Consider the following 20,236-nt stretch of genomic DNA (forward strand, 5'->3'; position numbering starts at 1 on the left):
CATAGATAATAAAAACAAAAAAGCCCCGAATCATCGGGGCAAAGGTAGACAACACACAACGGAAGCTACAAATTAACGGCTTGGACGTACCGTTACAAATTCTGGGTAAGCATCAACGCCACAATCATGAATATCCATACCCGTCATTTCTTCGTCTTCTGTGACACGGATCCCCATGGTTTGCTTCAAGATAGCCCAAACAATGAATGAGGCGATAAATACAAAACCAAAGATAACTGCTGCACCAAATAACTGAGCAGTAAACGACGTTTCTGCATTTGAGAAAGGCACAACCATCAGACCAAACAGGCCACATACACCATGAACAGAGATAGCGCCAACTGGATCGTCAATTTTAACTTTGTCAAAAGCAACGATACTAAACACCACAAGGCCTCCAGCAAACACACCAATAAGAGCGGCAAATAATGGGCTTGGCGATAGAGGATCAGCTGTGATAGCAACAAGACCGGCTAAAGCACCGTTCAACATCATTGTTAAATCAGCCTTACCCCATTTTATTTTTGTTACTACTAGCGCAAAGATGGCACCTGTTGCTGCTGCAGCATTGGTATTCACAAAAATTTTGCCTACTGCTGTTGCATTCTCAGCATCAGAAATCATTAACTGCGAACCACCATTAAAGCCAAACCAACCCATCCAAAGGATAAATGTACCTAAGGTAGCCAGTGGCATATTTGAACCAGGGATCGGATGAACTTCACCATTTTTGCCGTATTTACCACGACGAGCACCAAGTAGTAGTACGGCTGACAATGCCGCTGCCGCACCAGCCATATGCACAATACCAGAGCCAGCAAAGTCAGAGAAACCCGCAGCAGATAGGAAACCACCACCCCACGTCCAGTAACCTTCAATTGGGTAAATAACACCTGTTAGTACTACGCTAAAGGCAAGGAAAGACCAAAGTTTCATACGCTCTGCTACTGCGCCCGATACAATCGACATGGCCGTAGCAACGAATACCACTTGGAAAAAGAAATCCGATTCTAGCGAATGGTCGGCGCCATCTGCTTGACCACCAATCAAGGCACCAAAAGAAGGAATGATGCCACCCTCAACATTATCGACATACATAATGTTGTAACCCACTAGCAAGTACATGGTACAAGCAATGGCGTATAACGCGACGTTCTTAGTTAAAATTTCGGTGGTGTTTTTTGAACGTACTAAGCCTGCTTCGAGCATCGCGAAACCCGCGGCCATCCACATCACCAATACACCTGACATTAAAAAATAAAAAGTATCTAGCGCAAAGCGCAATTCAATCACTGTGTTTTCCATGATCCTATCTCCCTTACAGTGCTTCGTTGTCTAACTCACCAGTACGAATACGTACCACTTGAGTTAGCTCATAAACAAAAATTTTGCCGTCACCGATTTTTCCGGTATAGGCTGCGCCAGTAATAGCCTCAATAAGGCGATCGACATTTTCTTCACTCGTCGCAATATCAAGCTTCACCTTAGGCAAAAAATCGACATTGTATTCTGCGCCACGATACAGCTCGGTATGCCCCTTCTGACGGCCAAACCCTTTTACTTCTGTCACGGTCAAACCATCTACGCCGACTTCTGCCACCGCTTCTCTGACATCATCCAATTTGAATGGCTTGATAATCGCACTGATCATTTTCATAACAACTCTCCCTAAGCATGTATTTTTAATTTTCTTATACTAGGTATTACAAACTCCGTGCCAGAAATTAAAGCCAAACAATTTCAACAACTTAAATATAATTGATAAATTCAACTGACCTTTACGCACCAAATTAAAGCAACATAGTTTTAACAATGCGCTCTATCGGGGCAAAATGAGGATTCAAGGACATCAAAGTTGGAAAAGGTTACAATATTGCAGGTTTGGACAGGTTAGAGAGACTAAGTTTGGATACGATAAAAATATCAGAGCGCGTATTTATTCCATTTAAAGAAATAGAATTTACCTTTGTTCGCGCCCAAGGAGCAGGTGGACAAAATGTAAATAAAGTTAGCACCGCGGTGCAACTAAGATTTAACTTCTTAGCGTCCAATGCCCTTCCTAATAGTTATAAAGAGCGTCTGCAACAAGTTAGCGATCATCGTATCACTAAGGGTGGTGATATCATTATCAAGGCGCAAAACAGTCGCAGCCAAGACTTCAACAGACAAGACGCGATAGAACGGCTAGTGGAATTAATTAAAAGCGCCAACGTAGTGCAAAAGCGCCGCATTGCCACTAAACCTACGAAAGGCTCCAAGACCCGCCGTTTACAAGGAAAAACCGTGAAAGGAAACGTGAAGAAACTGCGCGCTAAGGTCACTTTTTAATAGCCATGTTTAACCGGCTCAATTTTACAAAACAGAGTAGTAGGGAAAAGAACCTAGTTACTGAGTTAATTGAGTTGCTTATTGCGGGCAGTTCACCCAGTTTTCTACGAAAAGGTTGAGTGTTTAGTTTATCGAATTAAGGCTAATCAAAAACGCTTAGTAGCCAGTTTGAATAAATCTTTGATAGGAAATTAATACCTGCTCGAAATCTTCTAAACCACACAAAGCTAAACTTTCTTCATCATAAAAGCTCATATCATCGGGTAATTCGTCGTTATCGGATAGCAGGATGTTGGCGACAACCCTGGCTTCTTCTTGATTAAGAAACAAGGAAAACTCCGCGCCTAATAATTCAAACTGCTCCACCCCTTGGGTTTGGAGCAGCTGAATTTGGTTTAGTAAACGAGATATGCAGGCAAGATCTATATTTATCTCTTGCTCTAGCCAAACTCCCAAGGCTTCATGGCCCATAGAAAAATGACTTTTTATTGTGTTATGTAACATGTCGCGTTTAAATTCAAACTCCAAAATCGAACCTCATATTGTCAGTCGTGCTCGATGATGGATTCTACCTTAGAGCTTGAACTTAGTACTCAACTTTTAACTACTGGTAAACCAGAAAGTCTCGTCCTAAGTCAGCTCTGGTGTTATTTATTATATTTAAAACTGTCTAAGTTTTGTCAGCGTTTATTTTAGTTTGTCGCTGTTTTTAATGCTGCTTCTTTGCTTAATACATGAGTTGGAACCAACTCATAAGCGGCTTGTGGCTTAAGTACCACAGCTGATTTGCTAGCAACCATTAACATTTGCTTTAAGCGACTGTCTTCTAATGGTTTTAGTAATAGACCTTGAATATCAAGTAAGCTGTTAATGCCAAGTAGCTCACGTTGAACATCAAAGTGCGTCACTAGAACACGAATATCTGCAACGGCTGAGGTTTCCCCCATACGGATACGTTTTACTAGTTCGATACCCGCAGTGTCATTCAACAATGCGTCAATCACTAGTAGGTCAAAGTCCTGTAAAGCAAAAGCCTGCTCTGCAGCTTCAACGGTTGCTACACTTTCAACGTAAGCAACATTTAAATTTTCTAGCTGTGCAACCATAGCATCACGGTCGCTGTTATTACCTTCAACTACCAATACTTTCAGGTTAGTTGTTACCGCTTCTGGCTTATTTACTAGCGGCGTAGGCTGACCTACTTCAGCACCTTCTAAACGAGCAATGTAGCCACGCTTAGGGATGGTTGAAATGTTCAAACCATGAATGCTTAGGTTACCAATGCTTTTACGCAATTGTGAAATGTGTTGGTTGATCGTGTGGTCGGTAACCAGACGGCCCCATACATGCTGCGCAAGATCTTCACGTGTGACAACTGTGTTTAAATTCTTACACAGAAAGTGCAGTAGCGATGTACGTAATGGTCCTAAGTAAACTTTACGATTACTATGGATCAGGCTGTTCTGACTCGTATCTATGTGGTATTCACCCACAACAAGGCTTTTTTCTAGCATAATGACACCCATATAATTAAAAAAATAAAATTGTGACTGACAACATAGTTTTATCAAGACTTTGTAAAAAAATCCAGCCGTGTATGCAAATTAATTGACTTTAATTTAATCAAATCCCTGCAATCTAACTAATTTGTATCGCTATCTTATATTTATCCAATAAAAAACCCTCCTAAGAGGGTTTTTTTTGGTGTTTTTTACTTTTTAAGCGATTTAAACGGCTTGTGTAAAAATTACCTTCTCAGCTTTCTTAGTATAACTTGGAAGCTGATCAAAGTTTAGATATCTATACGTATCTGCCGAAGTAGCATCTAATTGTTTGGCATATGTCATATATTCATCAACTGTTGGTAACTTTCCGATAATCGCTGCAACCGCTGCCAGCTCAGCTGAACTGAGGTAAACATTGGCACCGGTTCCCAAACGGTTAGGGAAGTTACGTGTTGAAGTCGATACAACCGTTGAGTTGTCAGCAACGCGTGCTTGGTTACCCATACATAAAGAACAACCAGGCATTTCAGTACGTGCTCCCACTTTACCAAAGATGCTGTAGTAACCTTCTTCAGTCAATTGTGCTTCATCCATCTTAGTTGGCGGAGCCACCCAGAGGCGAGTTGGTAGTTGACCAGAGAAGTTATTAAGCAATTTACCTGCGGCGCGGAAATGACCAATGTTAGTCATACATGAACCGATAAACACTTCATCGATATCCGTGCCTGAAAGCTCGCTTAACAGTTTCACGTCATCTGGATCGTTAGGACAAGCTAAGATTGGCTCTTTCACTTCGTTCATGTCGATTTCGATAACAGCAGCGTATTCAGCGTCAGCGTCAGCTTCCATTAGTTCTGGATTAGCAATCCACTCTTGCATCGCAGTAATACGGCGCTCGATAGTGCGTACATCACCGTAACCTTCGGCTAGCATCCACTTCAGCATCACGATGTTTGAATTTAAGTATTCAATGATCGGCGCTTCATTTAGCTTGATAGAACAACCCGCGGCACTACGCTCAGCAGATGCATCAGACAGTTCAAATGCTTGTTCAACTTTTAGATCTGGTAAACCTTCAATTTCTAGTACACGACCAGAGAAGATGTTTACTTTACCTTTCTTCGCAACCGTTAATAGACCGTCTTTGATTGCGTAATAAGGGATAGCATTAACTAGGTCACGCAAGGTGATACCTGGTTGCATTTCACCTTTAAAGCGAACCAATACTGATTCAGGCATATCCAATGGCATTACGCCTGTTGCAGCAGCAAAGGCCACTAAGCCAGAGCCAGCAGGGAAAGAAATACCTAATGGGAAACGAGTATGAGAGTCGCCACCAGTACCAACGGTATCTGGTAATAGCATACGGTTTAACCATGAGTGGATAACACCATCACCTGGACGTAGCGATACACCGCCACGGTTCATGATGAAATCAGGTAGCGTATGATGCGTGTTTACATCAATTGGTTTAGGGTATGCCGCAGTATGACAGAAAGACTGCATAGTTAGGTCAGCAGAGAAACCTAGGCAAGCCAAATCTTTTAGCTCATCACGTGTCATTGGACCCGTAGTATCTTGCGAACCAACGGTGGTCATCTTAGGCTCACAGTATTGGCCAGGACGCACACCTTCAACATTACAGGCTTTACCTACCATTTTCTGCGCTAATGTGTAACCCTTGGCTGAAGCGGCAACATCTTCAGGTAATTTGAAGATATTTGTTGGACCTAAACCTAAAGATTGGCGTGCACGATCCGTTAGACCACGACCTATGATTAATGGAATACGGCCACCAGCACGTACTTCATCAAGAATAATGTTGGTCTTCAACTCAAACGTAGCAATTTCTTCGCCCGTTTCAGCATTTTTTACCACGCCAAGATGTGGGTAAATGTCAATTACATCACCCATATTCAAGTTGCTAACATCCATTTCAATCGGCAGTGCGCCTGAGTCTTCCATAGTATTAAAGAAGATTGGAGCAATTTTACCACCGATACAAACACCACCCGCACGCTTGTTAGGCACGTGTGGAATGTCATCACCCATAAACCAAAGCACAGAGTTAGTGGCTGATTTACGAGAAGAGCCAGTACCAACAACATCACCCACATAAATTAAAGGATGACCCTTAGCTTTAAGTGCATCAATTTGCTTAATTGGGCCTATTTCACCGGCTTGATCAGGTTCAATACCTTCGCGCGCGTTTTTCAACATTGCCAGTGCATGTAATGGGATGTCTGGACGAGACCATGCATCTGGTGCAGGAGACAAGTCATCAGTATTGGTTTCGCCAGTTACTTTAAACACTGTACCAGTAATTTTTTCTGCCACTTGCGGCTTTTTCAAATACCACTCGGCATCAGCCCAAGACTGCAGCACTTGCTGTGCATACGCATTACCTGCTTTGGCTTTTTCTTCTACATCGTAGAAAGCATCAAACATCAGTAATGTGTGAGATAACGCTTCAGCCGCAATAGGGGCTAATTCGTCGTTATCTAGCTGACTGATCAAAGGCTCAATGTTGTAGCCACCTTGCATAGTGCCAAGTAACTCAGTAGCACGGGCAGCAGATAAAATAGGAGAGTTGGCTTCGCCATTAGCAACCGCAGCTAAAAAGCCTGCTTTTACATATGCCGCTTCATCTACGCCAGGGGGTATACGATCGGCTAGTAATTCAAGAATAAACTCTTCTTCGCCAGCAGGTGGCGTTTTGATTAGTTCAATTAGGGCAGCGGTTTGTTCAGCATCTAACGGCTTAGGAACCACTCCTTGGGCAGCACGCTCTGCGACGTGTTTACGATAAGCTTCAAGCACGACTCGTTCCTCTTTTTAATGTATATCACCTATTTTCGGTGATTTTTATCCTTTGACGGGTACATTGCTGTTAATGCGATAGATCGACTTAAATAACGATTTAAAAGCAAAAATGCAGGCAATATGACCATTTCGAAGCAGCAAGAGTATATAAGATTCAAGTAAAAATTAAAATTTAATACGTCAGTAAATTATTTCATTTATGTTATCAGGTTATTAAAATGCGAACTTAAACCCACTCAGGTATGTCTCCATGAATTTTTTGCAATTAAACGATAATCAATTGATAAAGCAAGCAAACTACCTTAATGGGAGGTGGCAAGTTAGTAACAAGTTCATAACAGTTAGCAACCCAGCTAACGGGGTAGAACTAGGCACGATACCAGTGATTGATAAGCTCGCCCTAGAACAAACCATTACAGCGGCACAAGAAGCATTTGATACCTATTCAAAAACAAATAGTTACAAACGAAGTGAGTGGTTACTCAAATGGTATGATTTGATACTTTCCGCGCAGGATGACTTAGCCAAAATACTGACTCAAGAGCAAGGCAAGCCATTAGCTGAAGCTAAAGGTGAAATACTTTATGCAGCCTCGTTTATTAAGTGGTTTGCCGAGCAAATCAATGCCGACTACGGCTTAACCTTAAACTCACCCGTGGATAACAAGCAGTTTCACACTCACAAGCAAGCCATTGGCGTGGCGGCATTGATTACGCCATGGAATTTTCCCGCCGCGATGATCACCCGCAAAGCCGCTGCCGCTCTTGCCGCAGGCTGTAGCATTATTATCAAGCCTTCCGAACTCACGCCGTTTACCGCCATCGCCTTAGTCGAGTTAGCCCACCGTGCCGGTTTTCAAAAAGGTGTTATCAATCTTGTTACCGGCAACGCACCTATGATTGGCGATGCACTGTGTCACGATCAACGAGTCAAAAAGCTTTCTTTTACAGGTTCAACGCCTGTTGGGCAAAAGCTATTTGCGCAAAGTGCTACTAGCTTAAAGCGTTTATCACTTGAGCTTGGCGGCAATGCGCCCTTTATTATTTTTGCTGATGCTGATCTTGACGCTGCTGTTGACGCCTTAATGATCAGTAAATTTAGAAACAACGGTCAAACTTGCGTCGCCGCTAACCGTATTTATGTCGATCAAAATTTACAACAGGCATTTTTAACTAAGCTAAAGGCAAAGTTGCCATCGCTCACTGTCGGTAATGGCATGGATAAAAATGTGCAGCTCGGTCCGCTGATAAACCAAGCCGCTGTCGATAAAGTACATGACTTAGTGGCAAGCGCTATCAGTGCCGGCGCTAAACTTGAATACCAAGCTGACTTAAATGAATCAAACAGCCCCTTCTTTCCTGTCACCTTGCTGGTCGACATCACCCCCAATATGCCTATTGCCCAGAAAGAAATTTTTGGTCCGGTGTTAGCTGTGCAATGGTTTGATGAAGAGACCGAGGTGATTACACGTGCTAACAGCACCGATGCAGGGCTGGCAGCTTACTTTTTCAGTGACAATATCCACCGTTGTCAGCGGGTTGCTGGCGCATTAGATTACGGCATGATAGGGATAAACGATGGCATGGTTTCAAATGCCGTTAGCCCGTTTGGCGGCATCAAACAATCAGGCTTAGGCCGAGAGGGAGGCCACACTGGCTTAGCTGAATATCAATATATTAAAGCCCATTGTTATGGCCAGTTAAGTTGATATAGTCAAAAGCCCCCTCTTCATGGGGGCTAAACTGTTAAAATGAGGTTATATTTTCGAACCTAAGAAGAAATAAATACTACTATTACCACCTTCAGCAAGCCCTGTCGCTAAGGTGATCGGTCCAAGACCCGTATCAACCGACACGCCTAAACTCCCTGCCGTAATCATGTTGTCAAAGCGTATGTCGCGACTGCTTTGCCAAACATTACCCTGCTCGATCGAAGCCGAGAAATACATGGGCAACCGCACTGCACCAAAATTATTATCTAGAATGCGATAGCGATACACCACTGAGCCAAAGACTTTATAACGTCCAGAAATTTCGTTGCGTAACAGGCCTGATAGATTTTGAAAACCGCCTAGATCCTGCATCACCGCGGGAGTCTCAAGCTTAGTATTTACGCCACCATATATAGCGTTTAGCTCTAGTACATGGCGTTCCCAACTTTGTACATTCATCCAATCTATTTGTCCTAGCCAACCGTCGTCTTTTTCGCCATCGCTACGCTCGGTGATCCATTGCAGTTTTGTCTCCAACACACTCCCTTGGCTTGGGAAAAAAGCGTTATCTAAACTATCATATCCGAGCAAAATATAAGGGCCATAGAAGGTAAAATCACTGTCCAGACTAGAGCCGATAAACTCCATATCTCCCTCCTCAACCGACCAGCCAGCTTCTAAAATAGAGCGCGGAGAGATATTTAGACCAAGGGATGTATCAAAGCCAAGGGAGCTATATTCCGTTTGCCAGTATTTGATGGTGCCACCGCTAGTATTAGCATCAGGAAAAAAATAGTTTCGCTGATCCTGCTGGTACACAACCTCAGCATCCCAGTAGTAATTTTGGGTTACATTTAGCGGAACATGCACTTCGCTCGATAGCCAAGTTTGCGTTCCCATAATGACGCGGTTGCGCCACTCTGCGCCATGTGAAGTCAAATCCGTTAAGGTATAAGAAAGACCAAAGGCAATTTTTGAGTTTTCTGCTTGTGTTTCCTCTATCCCCAATAACATATCGAAATAACCCGGTCCCCAAGGCTTCTCTTTTGCCGTCACTTTAAGCACCCGCTGACCTTGGTCGGTTACAAACTCATAATCGACCCGCTCAAAAATACCTTCGGCATAAAGACCTTGAATATTTTTTTCTAATCGCAGCTGATCATAAGGCTGATTTGGTTTTACTTTTAACCGTGCCCGAATCGTGGCTTCCGATAATTGGGCATCGGTTTCAATATCAACGCGATCAACAATAAACATATCACCTGACGGTAAACCCGCTCTGATATTCAACTTTCTAGCAGTGTATAAAGCATAATCATCCGCCGATACAGAAAGCCTTTGCAACTGCCCCAATTTAGCCTGCGCAGCTGCAACGCCTAATGGTAAAATCTCCGCCATACGTTCAAATTCACCCGTTCCAATTTCACTAATAACTGGTTTGAGTAAAATATCTTGGTCAGACATTAAGGCAATCTGCTTTCGCGTACTTGACTGCGTCATGTAATTGCTGAGCTGATCTAAAATAGTGAGGTAAGAATCCAACTTAACTTTACCAACTAAAGGAGAACCAATATCTACCGCAATAACAATGTCAGCCCCCATATCTTTTAGTACATCGATAGGTAAATTATTCACTATGCCGCCATCTGCAAGGTAGTGGCCATCTATTTCCATCGGTCTTAGTACGCCAGGCACCGACATACTGGCTTGCATCGCATTCACTAGATTACCTTGCTTGAGTACATAGGGTTCCATTTTTTCCAAGTCAACCGCCAAAGCGCGATAAGGAATGGGCATATCATCGAAACTATCAATATTAGTTAAGTTTAACGTCGACTCTCGCAGCAGGCGTGCCATGGTTTCACCTTGGATCACGCCATGAGGTAACGCGATACCGCTGCCATCAAAGCCAATGTCTGATTGCAGTAAAAACTGCTCATTTTGCTTTTTTTTGCGATAACTTAAGTTTTCGCGAGCAACCTTGTCAGAAAAGCCTTGATTCCAATCGGTTGCAAACATGCGCTGTTCTATTTCGGCGGCACTTAACCCTGATGCATACATACCCGCCACATAAGCGCCCATTGATGTGCCCGCGATATAGTCCACCGGAATATTAAGCTCTTCCAACACTTTAAGCACACCGACATGAGCAGCCCCCTTGGCACCACCACCACCCAATGCCAAACCTACTTTTGGCCGCTCAGATGCGAGCACCACAGCACTAGAGCCAGACAGCAGTAAAATAAATAATAACCGAAGCATGATTTTCCTTAAGTGAAATGGTGTTCAAAGAGCGATGGCAATTATACCTATCAGCTATATTAATGCCCTAACCAATGTGATTATTTTTCCTACAAAAACGCCTTAAATATATCCCGATACACTTAGCTTATCTAAACTAGCCAAGGCCAAAAAATAAAGCCTATTAGCAACCAACTAAGAATGGCTTAAGCACTCTGCAGAGTTAACGTTTCAAATGCCTTAAATATTAAAAAGCCCGATACAGCAAGCTATATCGGGCCTATATTTAATCAACGCTTGGCACTACGGGCGAGGGATAAACCCTACTGCGTCGTATACGGCTTTTAGGGTCACTTCAGTGCGCGCCGAAGCTTTTTCCGCTCCTTGCTTCATAATGCGATCAAGCTCAGTTTGATCTTCTCGTATTTGATGAAAACGCGCTTGAATCGGCTCGATCATCGCCACCATCGCCTCGGCGGTATCTTTCTTGAGATGACCGTACATTTTATCTTCGTAGTCCGGCACTAAATCCGCAATAGTGCGCCCTGTTGCAACAGAAAGCAGCGTGAGTAAGTTAGACACACCCGGCTTTTCAGTAGTATCAAAGTAGATTCGAGCTTGCTCATCAGAATCCGTTACCGCGCGCTTGAGCTTTTTCTCAATTTGCTTTGGCTCGTCAAGTAGCATGATGTAACCACCCGGATTCTCATCCGACTTCGACATCTTTTTAGTCGGCTCTTGTAAGCTCATCACCCGCGCACCCACTTGTGGAATAAACGGATCAGGCACTTTAAACACCTCACCATAGAGGTTGTTAAAGCGGGTTGCAATATCGCGAGTCAGCTCAAGATGCTGCTTTTGATCTTCCCCTACCGGCACTTTATCCGCTTGATAAATCAAAATATCTGCAGCTTGCAGCACAGGGTAGCTAAATAGCCCCACATTCACATTGTTAGAATGTTTATCTGACTTATCTTTAAACTGGGTCATCCGGCTTAACTCACCCATTTGGGTATAACAATTAAGCACCCAAGCCAATTGCGCATGCTCACGCACTTGTGACTGGACAAATAACGCAGATTTTTCAGGATCAATACCACAAGCGGTATAAAGAGCTACGCCATCTAATACACGATCACGTAGCGCCTGAGGATCTTGACGCACCGTAATAGCATGCAAGTCGGCTAGCATAAAGAAACAGTCATGATCCTGCTGTAAAGTTCGCCACTGATTGATAGCACCTATATAGTTTCCTATTGTCATGCCACCGGTTGGCTGAATGCCACTTAATACAACTGGGTTTGCCATAAAACGTTCCTTTATTTTTTACTGTTCTTGCTGATACATCGCTTAAATTAAGCGTTAACGTTGCAAGCTAATGAATTCAATAACTCTGAAATATTGTCTAATACTAAATCCGGCTCAGATAAACGAATATCTTCACCGTAGTTATACCCGTAGGTTAGGCCTGCCACTGCCATGTTAGCGGCCTTTGCTGCGAGAATATCATTTTTTGAATCACCTACCATCAAGGTTTCTTCAATCTTGCTACCTAGTACTTCACAAGCATGAAGAAGCGGCGCGGGATCAGGCTTACGCACCGCCAAACAATCGCCCGCAACAACCAAGTCAAACAACCCAGTGAGGCCATAGGCAGACAAAATTGGCGCCATATATTGGCCCGGTTTATTAGTTACAATAGCCAGTTTGTAGCCCACTTGTTTTAAGCTGATTAAGGTCATGCGCACATCTGGGTATAATACCGATTTTTCACTTAAACAAGCTGCATAATGCTGCTTAAATAGTTGATGTGCTTGTTGTAATTCATCAGCACAAATATCCGCAGAAATGTCTGTAGAGCCAGACAGCGCCCGCTTGAGTAATACGTTTGCACCATTTCCAACCCAGCCTTTTACTTGCTCTTCTGGAAACGTTGCTTTAACCATGGCAGTTAGGGTTTGGTTAACGGCTTGTGCCAGATCTGGTGCACTATCAAGCAGCGTGCCATCTAAATCAAATAATACCGTATTTATTTGTTGATAAGCGCTCATGATCCAACCTTGGCGAGTTCGCCACGCATGTCATTTATAACAGCTTTGTAATCGGGTTGATTGAAAATAGCTGAGCCAGCTACGAACATGTCCGCGCCTGCTGCGGCAATTTCGCCGATATTATTCACATTTACACCACCATCAACCTCAAGGCGAATGTCAAAGCCGCTGGCATCGATTTTTGCGCGAACTTGGCGCAGTTTATCAAGAGTACTAGGAATGAAAGACTGACCACCAAAACCAGGGTTAACCGACATCAGTAAGATCACGTCTAATTTATCCATCACATAATCAAGATAATGCAGTGGCGTCGCAGGGTTAAACACTAAGCCAGCCTGACAGCCATGATCTTTAATAAGTTGAATACTGCGATCGATATGCTCTGACGTTTCTGGATGAAAAGTTATAATAGACGCGCCAGCTTTAGCAAAATCAGGGATAATACGGTCAACTGGCTTAACCATTAAATGCACATCGATTGGCGCCGTAATACCGTGGTCACGTAACGCTTGGCACACCATCGGGCCTATCGTCAAATTAGGTACATAGTGATTGTCCATCACATCAAAGTGCACAACGTCGGCACCAGCGGCTAATACATTGTCTACCTCTTCGCCGAGACGGGCAAAGTTTGCAGATAAAATTGAAGGGGCGATCAAAAAGTCTTTCATTTTATTATTCTCATGGTAGGGCTCGCGGGCATTTTACCTAAGGCAGCCGATTCAAGCTAGTGCGGATTATTTGTGCAAGGTAATCTGACTGGATTTAGCCACTAATCATCACAATGAGGAATAAAAAAGATGGCATCTGACGAACAAAAAACCAGTATCAAACAGAGTTTTAAAAGTGCTTTGGCCGCGTTATTTGGCATTCAAAGTAGCAAGCAACGCGAGCAAGACTTTAAGTCTCACTCTCCTTGGCGTTTTGTTTTGGCGGGTGTTATTGCGATTGCCTTATTACTCGGCACGCTATTACTCGTGGTGCAGTGGGTACTAAGTTAATGTAGGTGAAGTCATTTCTATTAAAACAACGCCAATAGTTCAGCCACTTTATTACGCAGACTAGCTTTGCTACTGATGGTTCGCTTAACGTGGACAACATTCAATTGCGCACCATGATACAGCTCGCGCGTTAATTCAATATCATGATTGCTCACTAGTACGGGAATATTACGCGCCGCGGTTTCACGACTTAATCGCCCGAGTACAGCTTGATCATCCAAGGTAAAGCCATTAGCCGCATATGAAGTGAAGCTAGCACTAGTACTCAAAGGCGCATAAGGCGGATCGCAATAAATAACATCGCCTGATGATGCTCGAGCAAAGGTATCACTGTATGACTCACAGACAAACTCAGCTTGCTGCGCTTTCTCAGCAAAAAACCACAATTCAGCAGCAGGAAAATACGGCTTTTTATAACGGCCAAACGGCACATTAAAACCGCCCTTTTTGTTATAGCGGCACAAACCGTTGTAACCATGCCGATTAAAGTAAAGGAACATTAACGCCCGTTCGAATTTATCAGAACATAGGTTAAATTGGTTGCGCAAATCGTAATAACGATCGGAATCATTAAAGTCAGCAGAAAAAAATTTTTCAGACTCTTTAATATAATCGTCTGGTTGCTGCTGCAAAATTTGATACAAGTGAATCAGATCTGGGTTGATATCATTGAGTAGGTACTGCTTGTAGTCCGTATTTAAAAATACTGACCCAGCCCCTACAAAAGGTTCTATTAATCGCTCTTCTTGTGGGAGGTGGCGCTTAATGTCTTCAATTAAGCCAAACTTGCCCCCTGCCCATTTTAAAAAGGCCCGGTTTTTTTTCATTATTATGGTCGACCTTTAATCAATCGCTTCTTGCTGGATCTGTTTGTAGCCTTTGGCCCAAGGCTTGAGAGTGCGTAAATTAGTGGGTAATGAAGCAATGTCATTCATCGCCGCACGGCGTGTCTTATAATCACCATGAACCACTAAATAGGCGGTTTTACCCTTACGGCTAATTTTAAAATAGGTCGCGGTTTGTTCAATATTATGTTCTTTAACAAAAGCTTTTAACACCGGCAGTGAACTAACCGCAGCCAGTTGTAAACTATAATGTTGGCTGGGAATTTTTTTAAGTTCGGCCGTTGTAGTTAAACGAAAGCCTGATTTAATCGCAGCGGTAGGCGCCACCGTTGTTGATGGTAGCGGCGCAACGGTCACTATTGGCGTTTCCTGCTTAGATTGTGCAGCTAATTCTGTTTCGGGTGTAGTCACCACGTCTTCAGCAGGTTGAGTCAGCACTTGCTCTAACTGTTCAACAGATTGCACGGTCACCTCATCAGCACTTATCTGCTCATCAGTCAAAGCGCTTTGTTGTTGCAACTCAGCCTCATCGCTGATGCTATTGGCACCTAACTTTTCAATCACTTGTTCTGGTACTGTCACGCGCTTGCGAGGATCCTCCAGACTTTCCAACTCTAACTCGGAATGTTCCACTTCACTCGGCAGCGGAGCATCATCTTGCCAAGAGGTAACGAGTTCATCAGGCGTTAAAGGAGGTGTACTTGGCTCAGGTGATGGCTCAGTTCGCTCACCAGCCGTGATTGAATTGACCGGCTCATCAAGCAACGCCATTGCTAAAGATTCATTATCCGAAGGCGTACCTGCAACTTCGTCGCCAGCGCTTGGCACAATAAAATAATAAAAAGCCCCAGACATCAGTAGCGCCGCCAATATCATTAACGCAATAAGAGGTAACTGAGAGTTACTTTTCATTTTTCCTACCTCTACTGGCGTTTCGTTAACAATGACGTCAACCAAGCGTTGTAAATTTGCTGGAAGCCCACCACATGCTTCAATCTGTCGATGGATTGCCGCATTATTTTCAACTTTAGCTTGATAATCAGCTCGCTGCAGTATACTGCGTACAAATTGGTGGCTTTCTTGCTCAGATAAGGACGGGATATCTATTTCAATCGGTGGCGTGTCTGTTTTACCAACTAATAGTGCAGCTTGCTGTTCACACCAAGTTGGGTCAGCAAACAACAGCACGTTAATTTTATGATTAAAGCCTTGAAAGCGGTTTTCTAACAACAGTAACCATAATTCACTAATCAAATCTTGCGGCAGAAAGTGTGCATCATCAATGACCAGCAGTATATCGGAGCTCGCATCGCCCAACATGCGAAATAGGCTTTCACCTAAATTATCTTCAGGATTAAAGAGCGGCTTAGATACCAGTTGTGATAGCAAACCATCACGTGCTTTGTTAGCTCTGATGCCGGGAGAGCAAGAGAGTAAACTCTGATTCGATTCGATATCAAGGCTCAATAAACGTTGGATCAGAATTGTTTTTCCAGATCCATTTTCACCCGATATAAAGGTGATGTTTGAATTAAAACGAATAAGATGTTGCAGTCGCTCTAACAACTGCAACTGAGAGGGGATGTCAGCCAGTTGGATATGTTGATCCAGCATGGGCTATCTATTTACCTGTAATAATGTTTCTCAGTACATCTTCAGTAACATCTGCGAAGATATCTGATTTACCTATATCAGTAGGTAAAATTAAACGTAATTGACCATTTAATACTTTTTTATCAATCTGCATATGATGCATAAAAGTATCAAAGGTCATATCAACAGGCGCTGATACAGGTAAATCAAAGGCTGCAATTAAATTGCGTATACGCAGCACTTGGTCTTGATTGAGCAAGCCTAGTGCTAATGATGTCTCTGCGGCTAAAACCATCCCCGCAGCCACGGCTTCACCATGTAACCAATTACCATAACCTTGTTCAGCTTCAATCGCATGGCCAAAGGTGTGACCAAGATTGAGCAAGGCTCTCGCCCCTCTTTCTTGCTCATCTTGACTCACAATTTCGGCTTTTATTTCACAGCATCGTTTAATCACATGCACTAAAGCATTTGCGTCCAATGCTTTCAGTTGTGCTTGATTTTGTTCCAGCCAAGCGAATAACTCATCGTCATAAATAATACCGTATTTGATCACTTCAGCCATACCAGCCGCAAATTCACGGGCAGGTAAGGTTTTCAAACAATCAATATCAATGGTAACTACTGACGGCTGATAAAAAGCCCCTATCATATTTTTGCCCAAAGGGTGATTCACTGCGGTTTTACCACCAACAGAAGAATCAACTTGGGACAATAAAGTGGTTGGAACTTGGATAAAGCCAACGCCACGCTGGTAACAAGCGGCAGCAAAACCGGCCATATCACCCACTACGCCACCACCAAGCGCTATCACACTAGTATCACGCGCATGACGCTTAGACAGTAACCCATTGAGTATCAATTCAAATGAAGCTAAAGTTTTAAATTGCTCACCATCGGGCAAAATAACTTCATCGATCGAATACTCAGCTAACGTTTGCTTAAGCTGCTGTAAGTAAAGGGGCGCTACCACGTCATTAGTCACAATCATTACTTTTTTGGCTTTTATAGCAGGAGTAAATAATTGCGCTTGTGCTAACAAACCTGCACCGATATAAATCGGGTAACTACGTTCGCCTAAATCAACGTTAAGGATTTCCATATCTACTCAAAAGTCCAATAGTTTGATAATTTGATTTGCCACAATTTTGGCGCTTTGCTCGTCAGTTTTCACGGTGTAATCCGCAATTTCTTCATAGAGAGCATTACGCTCGTCAGCTAGGTTTTCTAGCACGTCGCGTGGGTCATCTACTTGTAATAAAGGTCTACGTTTATCTCTTTGAGTACGAGCTAACTGTTTATCAACCGTAGTTTCTAGGTAAACAACTATGCCACGCGCTGATAAACGGTTACGATTATCTTTATTTTTTACTGAACCACCACCAGTCGCAAGAACAATGCCTTGTCTCTGAGATAGGTCGTCAATCGCTTCCTCTTCGCGCTTACGAAATCCTTCTTCGCCTTCCACATCAAAAACCCAAGCAACATCTGCGCCTGTACGTTTTTCAATTTCTGTGTCTGAATCGAAGAATTCAAGATGTAACATCTGTGCTAGATGTCTGCCAATTGTACTTTTGCCGGCACCCATTGGGCCGACCAGAAAAATATTTCGTTTCTCTGCCATGGTCCTACGTTTTTTCTATATATAGCTGTTTAAACGTCAGCACGATTCGACTGACCCGTATAACCTGTAAATCTGTGATTAAGACGGTGATTATCTCAATTGTCGGGGGGGGTTTGCAACCATTGAAAAAAAATGAGGCCACATTTTATCATGTGGCCCCACTTAAGTGCTTATATTACTCAGAGAATGCGTCTTGAGTAATAATTTTTGGTGTCACGAAAATCAGTAATTCTCGTTTAGAGTTTTCTTGGATCGTATTTCTAAACAGAGCACCGGCCCAAGGAATGTCACCTAACAATGGTACTTTTGTAACTGTATCTTTAATTTGTTGCTGATAGATACCACCAAGGACGATTGTTTCACCATTATCAACTAACACCTGTGTGCCAATCTCTTGCGTGTCAATAGAAACCGCTTGTCCTACTGCTGTTGCAACCACCTCACCCTTACTATCTTGGGTAATAACCAAATCCAAAATAATTTTGTTATCAGGCGTAATATGTGGCGTTACATTTAGGCTTAATACCGCTTTTTTGAAAGCTACTGATGTTGCACCACTTGATGCTGATTCAACGTATGGGATCTCAGTACCTTGTTCGATATAAGCCGTTTTTTGGTTCGCTGTAGTAATACGCGGGCTTGCAATAATTTCAGCCTTATTTTCACTTTCTAATGCGGAAAGTTCTAAGTCCAAAATCTTACCGTCAGCCAACTTAGCCACCTGAAATGCTATTGAGCCAGCACTGGTACTCGCCACAGGTAGGTTCACATTTAACCGATCGGCTAAGCTCGGAGCGGAAGGTGTACCATTCACTCCAGATGTCGCACCTGTACCTTCTAAGCTACCTGACGTGCTACCGTTTGTATTTGCTTTTGTCACCCCCCAACGAACGCCTAACTCTTGTTGCACGCCGTCGGTCACTGTCACCATTCGAGATTCAATCAGCACTTGCTTAACTGGAATATCCAGTATCTCAATCATGCGCTTAACGCTATCAATAACATCCGCTGTATCTTTGATAAGTAAGGTATTAGTACGCTCATCAATTGACACACTACCACGACTTGATAACAAACTGGCATCGCTACTCGATAGCATGCGTGAGATATCGCCCGCTTTAGCGTAATTAATTTGCAAAAACTCAGAGTAAAGCGGTGCTAATTCACTCACTTCTTTCTGGCTTTCAAGTTGCGCTTTTTCCTTCGCGGCAAGTTCAGTAGCAGAGGCAACCATTAATACATTGCCTTCCATACGCTTACCTAAGCCTTTCACTTTTAGGATAATATCTAACGCCTGCTCCCAAGGTACCTCGTCTAAGCGTAAGGTAATGTTGCCTTGAACTGAATCAGTTGTTACTAAGTTGAAGCCATTAGTATCAGCAAGGATCTGTAATACAGTACGCACTGAAATGTCTTGGAAATTAAATGAAATTAACTTGCCTTGATAAACTGTTTTCTTCTTATCACGCTCTTTTTTCTTAACATCAATGACAAACAAGCTATCAAGCTGATCGTAACGGTATTCAAAATCACCCGCGATATCCATTTCAAAACGCGTTTTACCATTTGCGGTAAAGGTTTCAACAGTTTTAACAGGAGTAGCAAAGTCAAGAACATCCATCACGTAAAGTAAGTCATCACCAATATGAGTACTTTGGAACTCAGCAAGTAACTTAGTACCACGCTTACGGATATCTACTGCAATGGTTGAGTTATCTAACTTAACTAATAACTGGCCGTTACCCGCCTCGCCACGTTTAAAGTCGATCGATTCAACACTGTTGACGAACCCTTTTGGTGTTCCTTTTACTGCGGTAGATGTCACCAGCGTCGGTTTAGCAACGGGAACAATCGGTTTTGCCGCTGGCTTGGTTTGCTTAACCGGCTCAACTTTAATTGGAGCAGGAGTTGGCTTAACGGCCACTGTTTTATTCGACGCGCTCGCTGGCACGTCAACAGCTGATTTAGGTGCCGGAGTAACACTGGCTAATTTTGCACTAGCAGCTAGAGCTGAAGCCGTTGCTGCTTTGGTTTCATTTTGGCTAACGGCAGCAACCACAGCATCTTGCTGAACAGTAGTTGATTTTTTCTTCGCCGACGACACATCACCAAAGCGTACGGTGAGTTTATTGTTGTCATGTTGTAAACGGTAAGGCATCAACTGACGTAAGCCGATAACGACCTTAAGGCCATCAGCTGTACGCTCTGCTTTAACCAACTCGACACCATCTTTATCAACGGGCACAGGGTTGAGCTTCAACACAGAAGAAGCATCTTTTACATCAATGACTAACTGGTTAGGCCGATAATGCAATTTATCTGTATAGCGTAATACAGGCTCACTAAACTCAAGTTCAAGTTCAACCTTGCCTGCCATCAACGAGTTTACGTTAAGCTTGTTTAATTGTGGCTCAGCGTAGCTTAGGCCAGAAAACAGCGTAGCCCCTAAAATGGCGGCACTTAGCTTGGCCATATTAAATTTTAATTTATTGGTGCTCATTAAGACTTCCCTGC

17 protein-coding genes are annotated in these 20,236 nt (G+C 43.1%); 3 read left to right on the plus strand and 14 right to left on the minus strand.

Features of this window, described 5'->3' with window-relative positions; all coding sequences use genetic code 11:
- Window positions 1–72: 72 nt before the first annotated feature.
- Window positions 73–1,305, minus strand: a complete 1,233-nt coding sequence (locus K1M91_RS09435) for an ammonium transporter (protein WP_232801498.1) — start codon at window positions 1,303–1,305, stop codon at window positions 73–75.
- Between the two features lie 13 nt (window positions 1,306–1,318).
- Complete coding sequence (gene glnK, locus K1M91_RS09440) at window positions 1,319–1,657, minus strand: P-II family nitrogen regulator (protein ID WP_232801499.1); 339 nt, start codon at window positions 1,655–1,657, stop codon at window positions 1,319–1,321.
- A gap of 248 nt (window positions 1,658–1,905) precedes the next feature.
- Between glnK and arfB the strand changes: the two genes are divergently transcribed.
- Window positions 1,906–2,328 carry an alternative ribosome rescue aminoacyl-tRNA hydrolase ArfB gene (gene arfB, locus K1M91_RS09445; protein WP_232801500.1) on the plus strand — a complete coding sequence of 141 codons (423 nt, stop codon included), beginning with the start codon at window positions 1,906–1,908 and terminating at the stop codon, window positions 2,326–2,328.
- 156 nt (window positions 2,329–2,484) lie between these two features.
- On the opposite strand, the gene K1M91_RS09450 is transcribed toward arfB, so the two are convergent.
- The 3 genes from K1M91_RS09450 to acnB all read right to left on the minus strand — a co-directional run bounded on the left by K1M91_RS09450 (window position 2,485) and on the right by acnB (window position 6,653).
- A complete protein-coding gene (locus K1M91_RS09450) occupies window positions 2,485–2,856 on the minus strand; it encodes a YacL family protein (protein ID WP_232801501.1) in 372 nt (123 codons plus the stop codon).
- A gap of 164 nt (window positions 2,857–3,020) precedes the next feature.
- Window positions 3,021–3,842: a winged helix-turn-helix domain-containing protein gene (locus K1M91_RS09455; protein WP_232801502.1), complete on the minus strand. Its 822-nt coding sequence runs from the start codon at window positions 3,840–3,842 to the stop codon at window positions 3,021–3,023.
- A gap of 213 nt (window positions 3,843–4,055) precedes the next feature.
- Window positions 4,056–6,653, minus strand: coding sequence for a bifunctional aconitate hydratase 2/2-methylisocitrate dehydratase (gene acnB, locus K1M91_RS09460; RefSeq protein WP_232801503.1), 2,598 nt, complete (start codon window positions 6,651–6,653; stop codon window positions 4,056–4,058).
- 253 nt (window positions 6,654–6,906) lie between these two features.
- Here acnB and K1M91_RS09465 point away from each other — a divergent pair, with 253 nt between their 5' ends.
- Entirely contained in the window at window positions 6,907–8,364 is a 1,458-nt protein-coding gene (locus K1M91_RS09465; protein ID WP_232801504.1) for an NAD-dependent succinate-semialdehyde dehydrogenase, read from the plus strand.
- A 48-nt stretch (window positions 8,365–8,412) separates the two neighbouring features.
- On the opposite strand, the gene K1M91_RS09470 is transcribed toward K1M91_RS09465, so the two are convergent.
- From K1M91_RS09470 to rpe, 4 genes are all read right to left on the minus strand, one after another.
- On the minus strand, window positions 8,413–10,629 hold the full coding sequence (locus K1M91_RS09470) for a patatin-like phospholipase family protein (protein ID WP_232801505.1): 2,217 nt from the start codon (window positions 10,627–10,629) through the stop codon (window positions 8,413–8,415).
- 282 nt (window positions 10,630–10,911) lie between these two features.
- Entirely contained in the window at window positions 10,912–11,916 is a 1,005-nt protein-coding gene (gene trpS, locus K1M91_RS09475) for a tryptophan--tRNA ligase (RefSeq protein ID WP_232801506.1), read from the minus strand.
- Window positions 11,917–11,963: 47 nt separating this feature from the next.
- Window positions 11,964–12,659: a phosphoglycolate phosphatase gene (locus tag K1M91_RS09480; protein WP_232801507.1), complete on the minus strand. Its 696-nt coding sequence runs from the start codon at window positions 12,657–12,659 to the stop codon at window positions 11,964–11,966.
- Window positions 12,656–13,330, minus strand: coding sequence for a ribulose-phosphate 3-epimerase (gene rpe, locus K1M91_RS09485; protein WP_232801508.1), 675 nt, complete (start codon window positions 13,328–13,330; stop codon window positions 12,656–12,658). Before rpe ends, K1M91_RS09480 begins: the two co-directional genes overlap by 4 nt.
- Before the next feature lie 129 nt (window positions 13,331–13,459).
- Between rpe and K1M91_RS09490 the strand changes: the two genes are divergently transcribed.
- Window positions 13,460–13,660: a DUF2970 domain-containing protein gene (locus K1M91_RS09490; protein WP_232801509.1), complete on the plus strand. Its 201-nt coding sequence runs from the start codon at window positions 13,460–13,462 to the stop codon at window positions 13,658–13,660.
- Between the two features lie 20 nt (window positions 13,661–13,680).
- On the opposite strand, the gene K1M91_RS09495 is transcribed toward K1M91_RS09490, so the two are convergent.
- From K1M91_RS09495 to K1M91_RS09515, 5 genes are all read right to left on the minus strand, one after another.
- Window positions 13,681–14,490, minus strand: coding sequence for a Dam family site-specific DNA-(adenine-N6)-methyltransferase (locus K1M91_RS09495; RefSeq protein ID WP_232801546.1), 810 nt, complete (start codon window positions 14,488–14,490; stop codon window positions 13,681–13,683).
- 12 nt (window positions 14,491–14,502) lie between these two features.
- Window positions 14,503–16,119 (minus strand): AAA family ATPase, encoded by a 1,617-nt coding sequence (locus K1M91_RS09500; protein WP_232801510.1) that lies wholly within the window; start codon window positions 16,117–16,119, stop codon window positions 14,503–14,505.
- 7 nt (window positions 16,120–16,126) lie between these two features.
- Window positions 16,127–17,200, minus strand: coding sequence for a 3-dehydroquinate synthase (gene aroB, locus K1M91_RS09505; RefSeq protein WP_232801511.1), 1,074 nt, complete (start codon window positions 17,198–17,200; stop codon window positions 16,127–16,129).
- Window positions 17,201–17,206: 6 nt separating this feature from the next.
- Window positions 17,207–17,722 carry a shikimate kinase AroK gene (aroK, locus tag K1M91_RS09510; protein WP_232801512.1) on the minus strand — a complete coding sequence of 172 codons (516 nt, stop codon included), beginning with the start codon at window positions 17,720–17,722 and terminating at the stop codon, window positions 17,207–17,209.
- 175 nt (window positions 17,723–17,897) lie between these two features.
- Window positions 17,898–20,222 carry a type IV pilus secretin PilQ family protein gene (locus K1M91_RS09515; protein WP_232801513.1) on the minus strand — a complete coding sequence of 775 codons (2,325 nt, stop codon included), beginning with the start codon at window positions 20,220–20,222 and terminating at the stop codon, window positions 17,898–17,900.
- Between the last annotated feature and the right edge of the window lie 14 nt (window positions 20,223–20,236).

Source organism: Motilimonas sp. E26, from assembly GCF_021278025.1.
Taxonomy (GTDB): domain Bacteria; phylum Pseudomonadota; class Gammaproteobacteria; order Enterobacterales; family CBDFNC01; genus Motilimonas.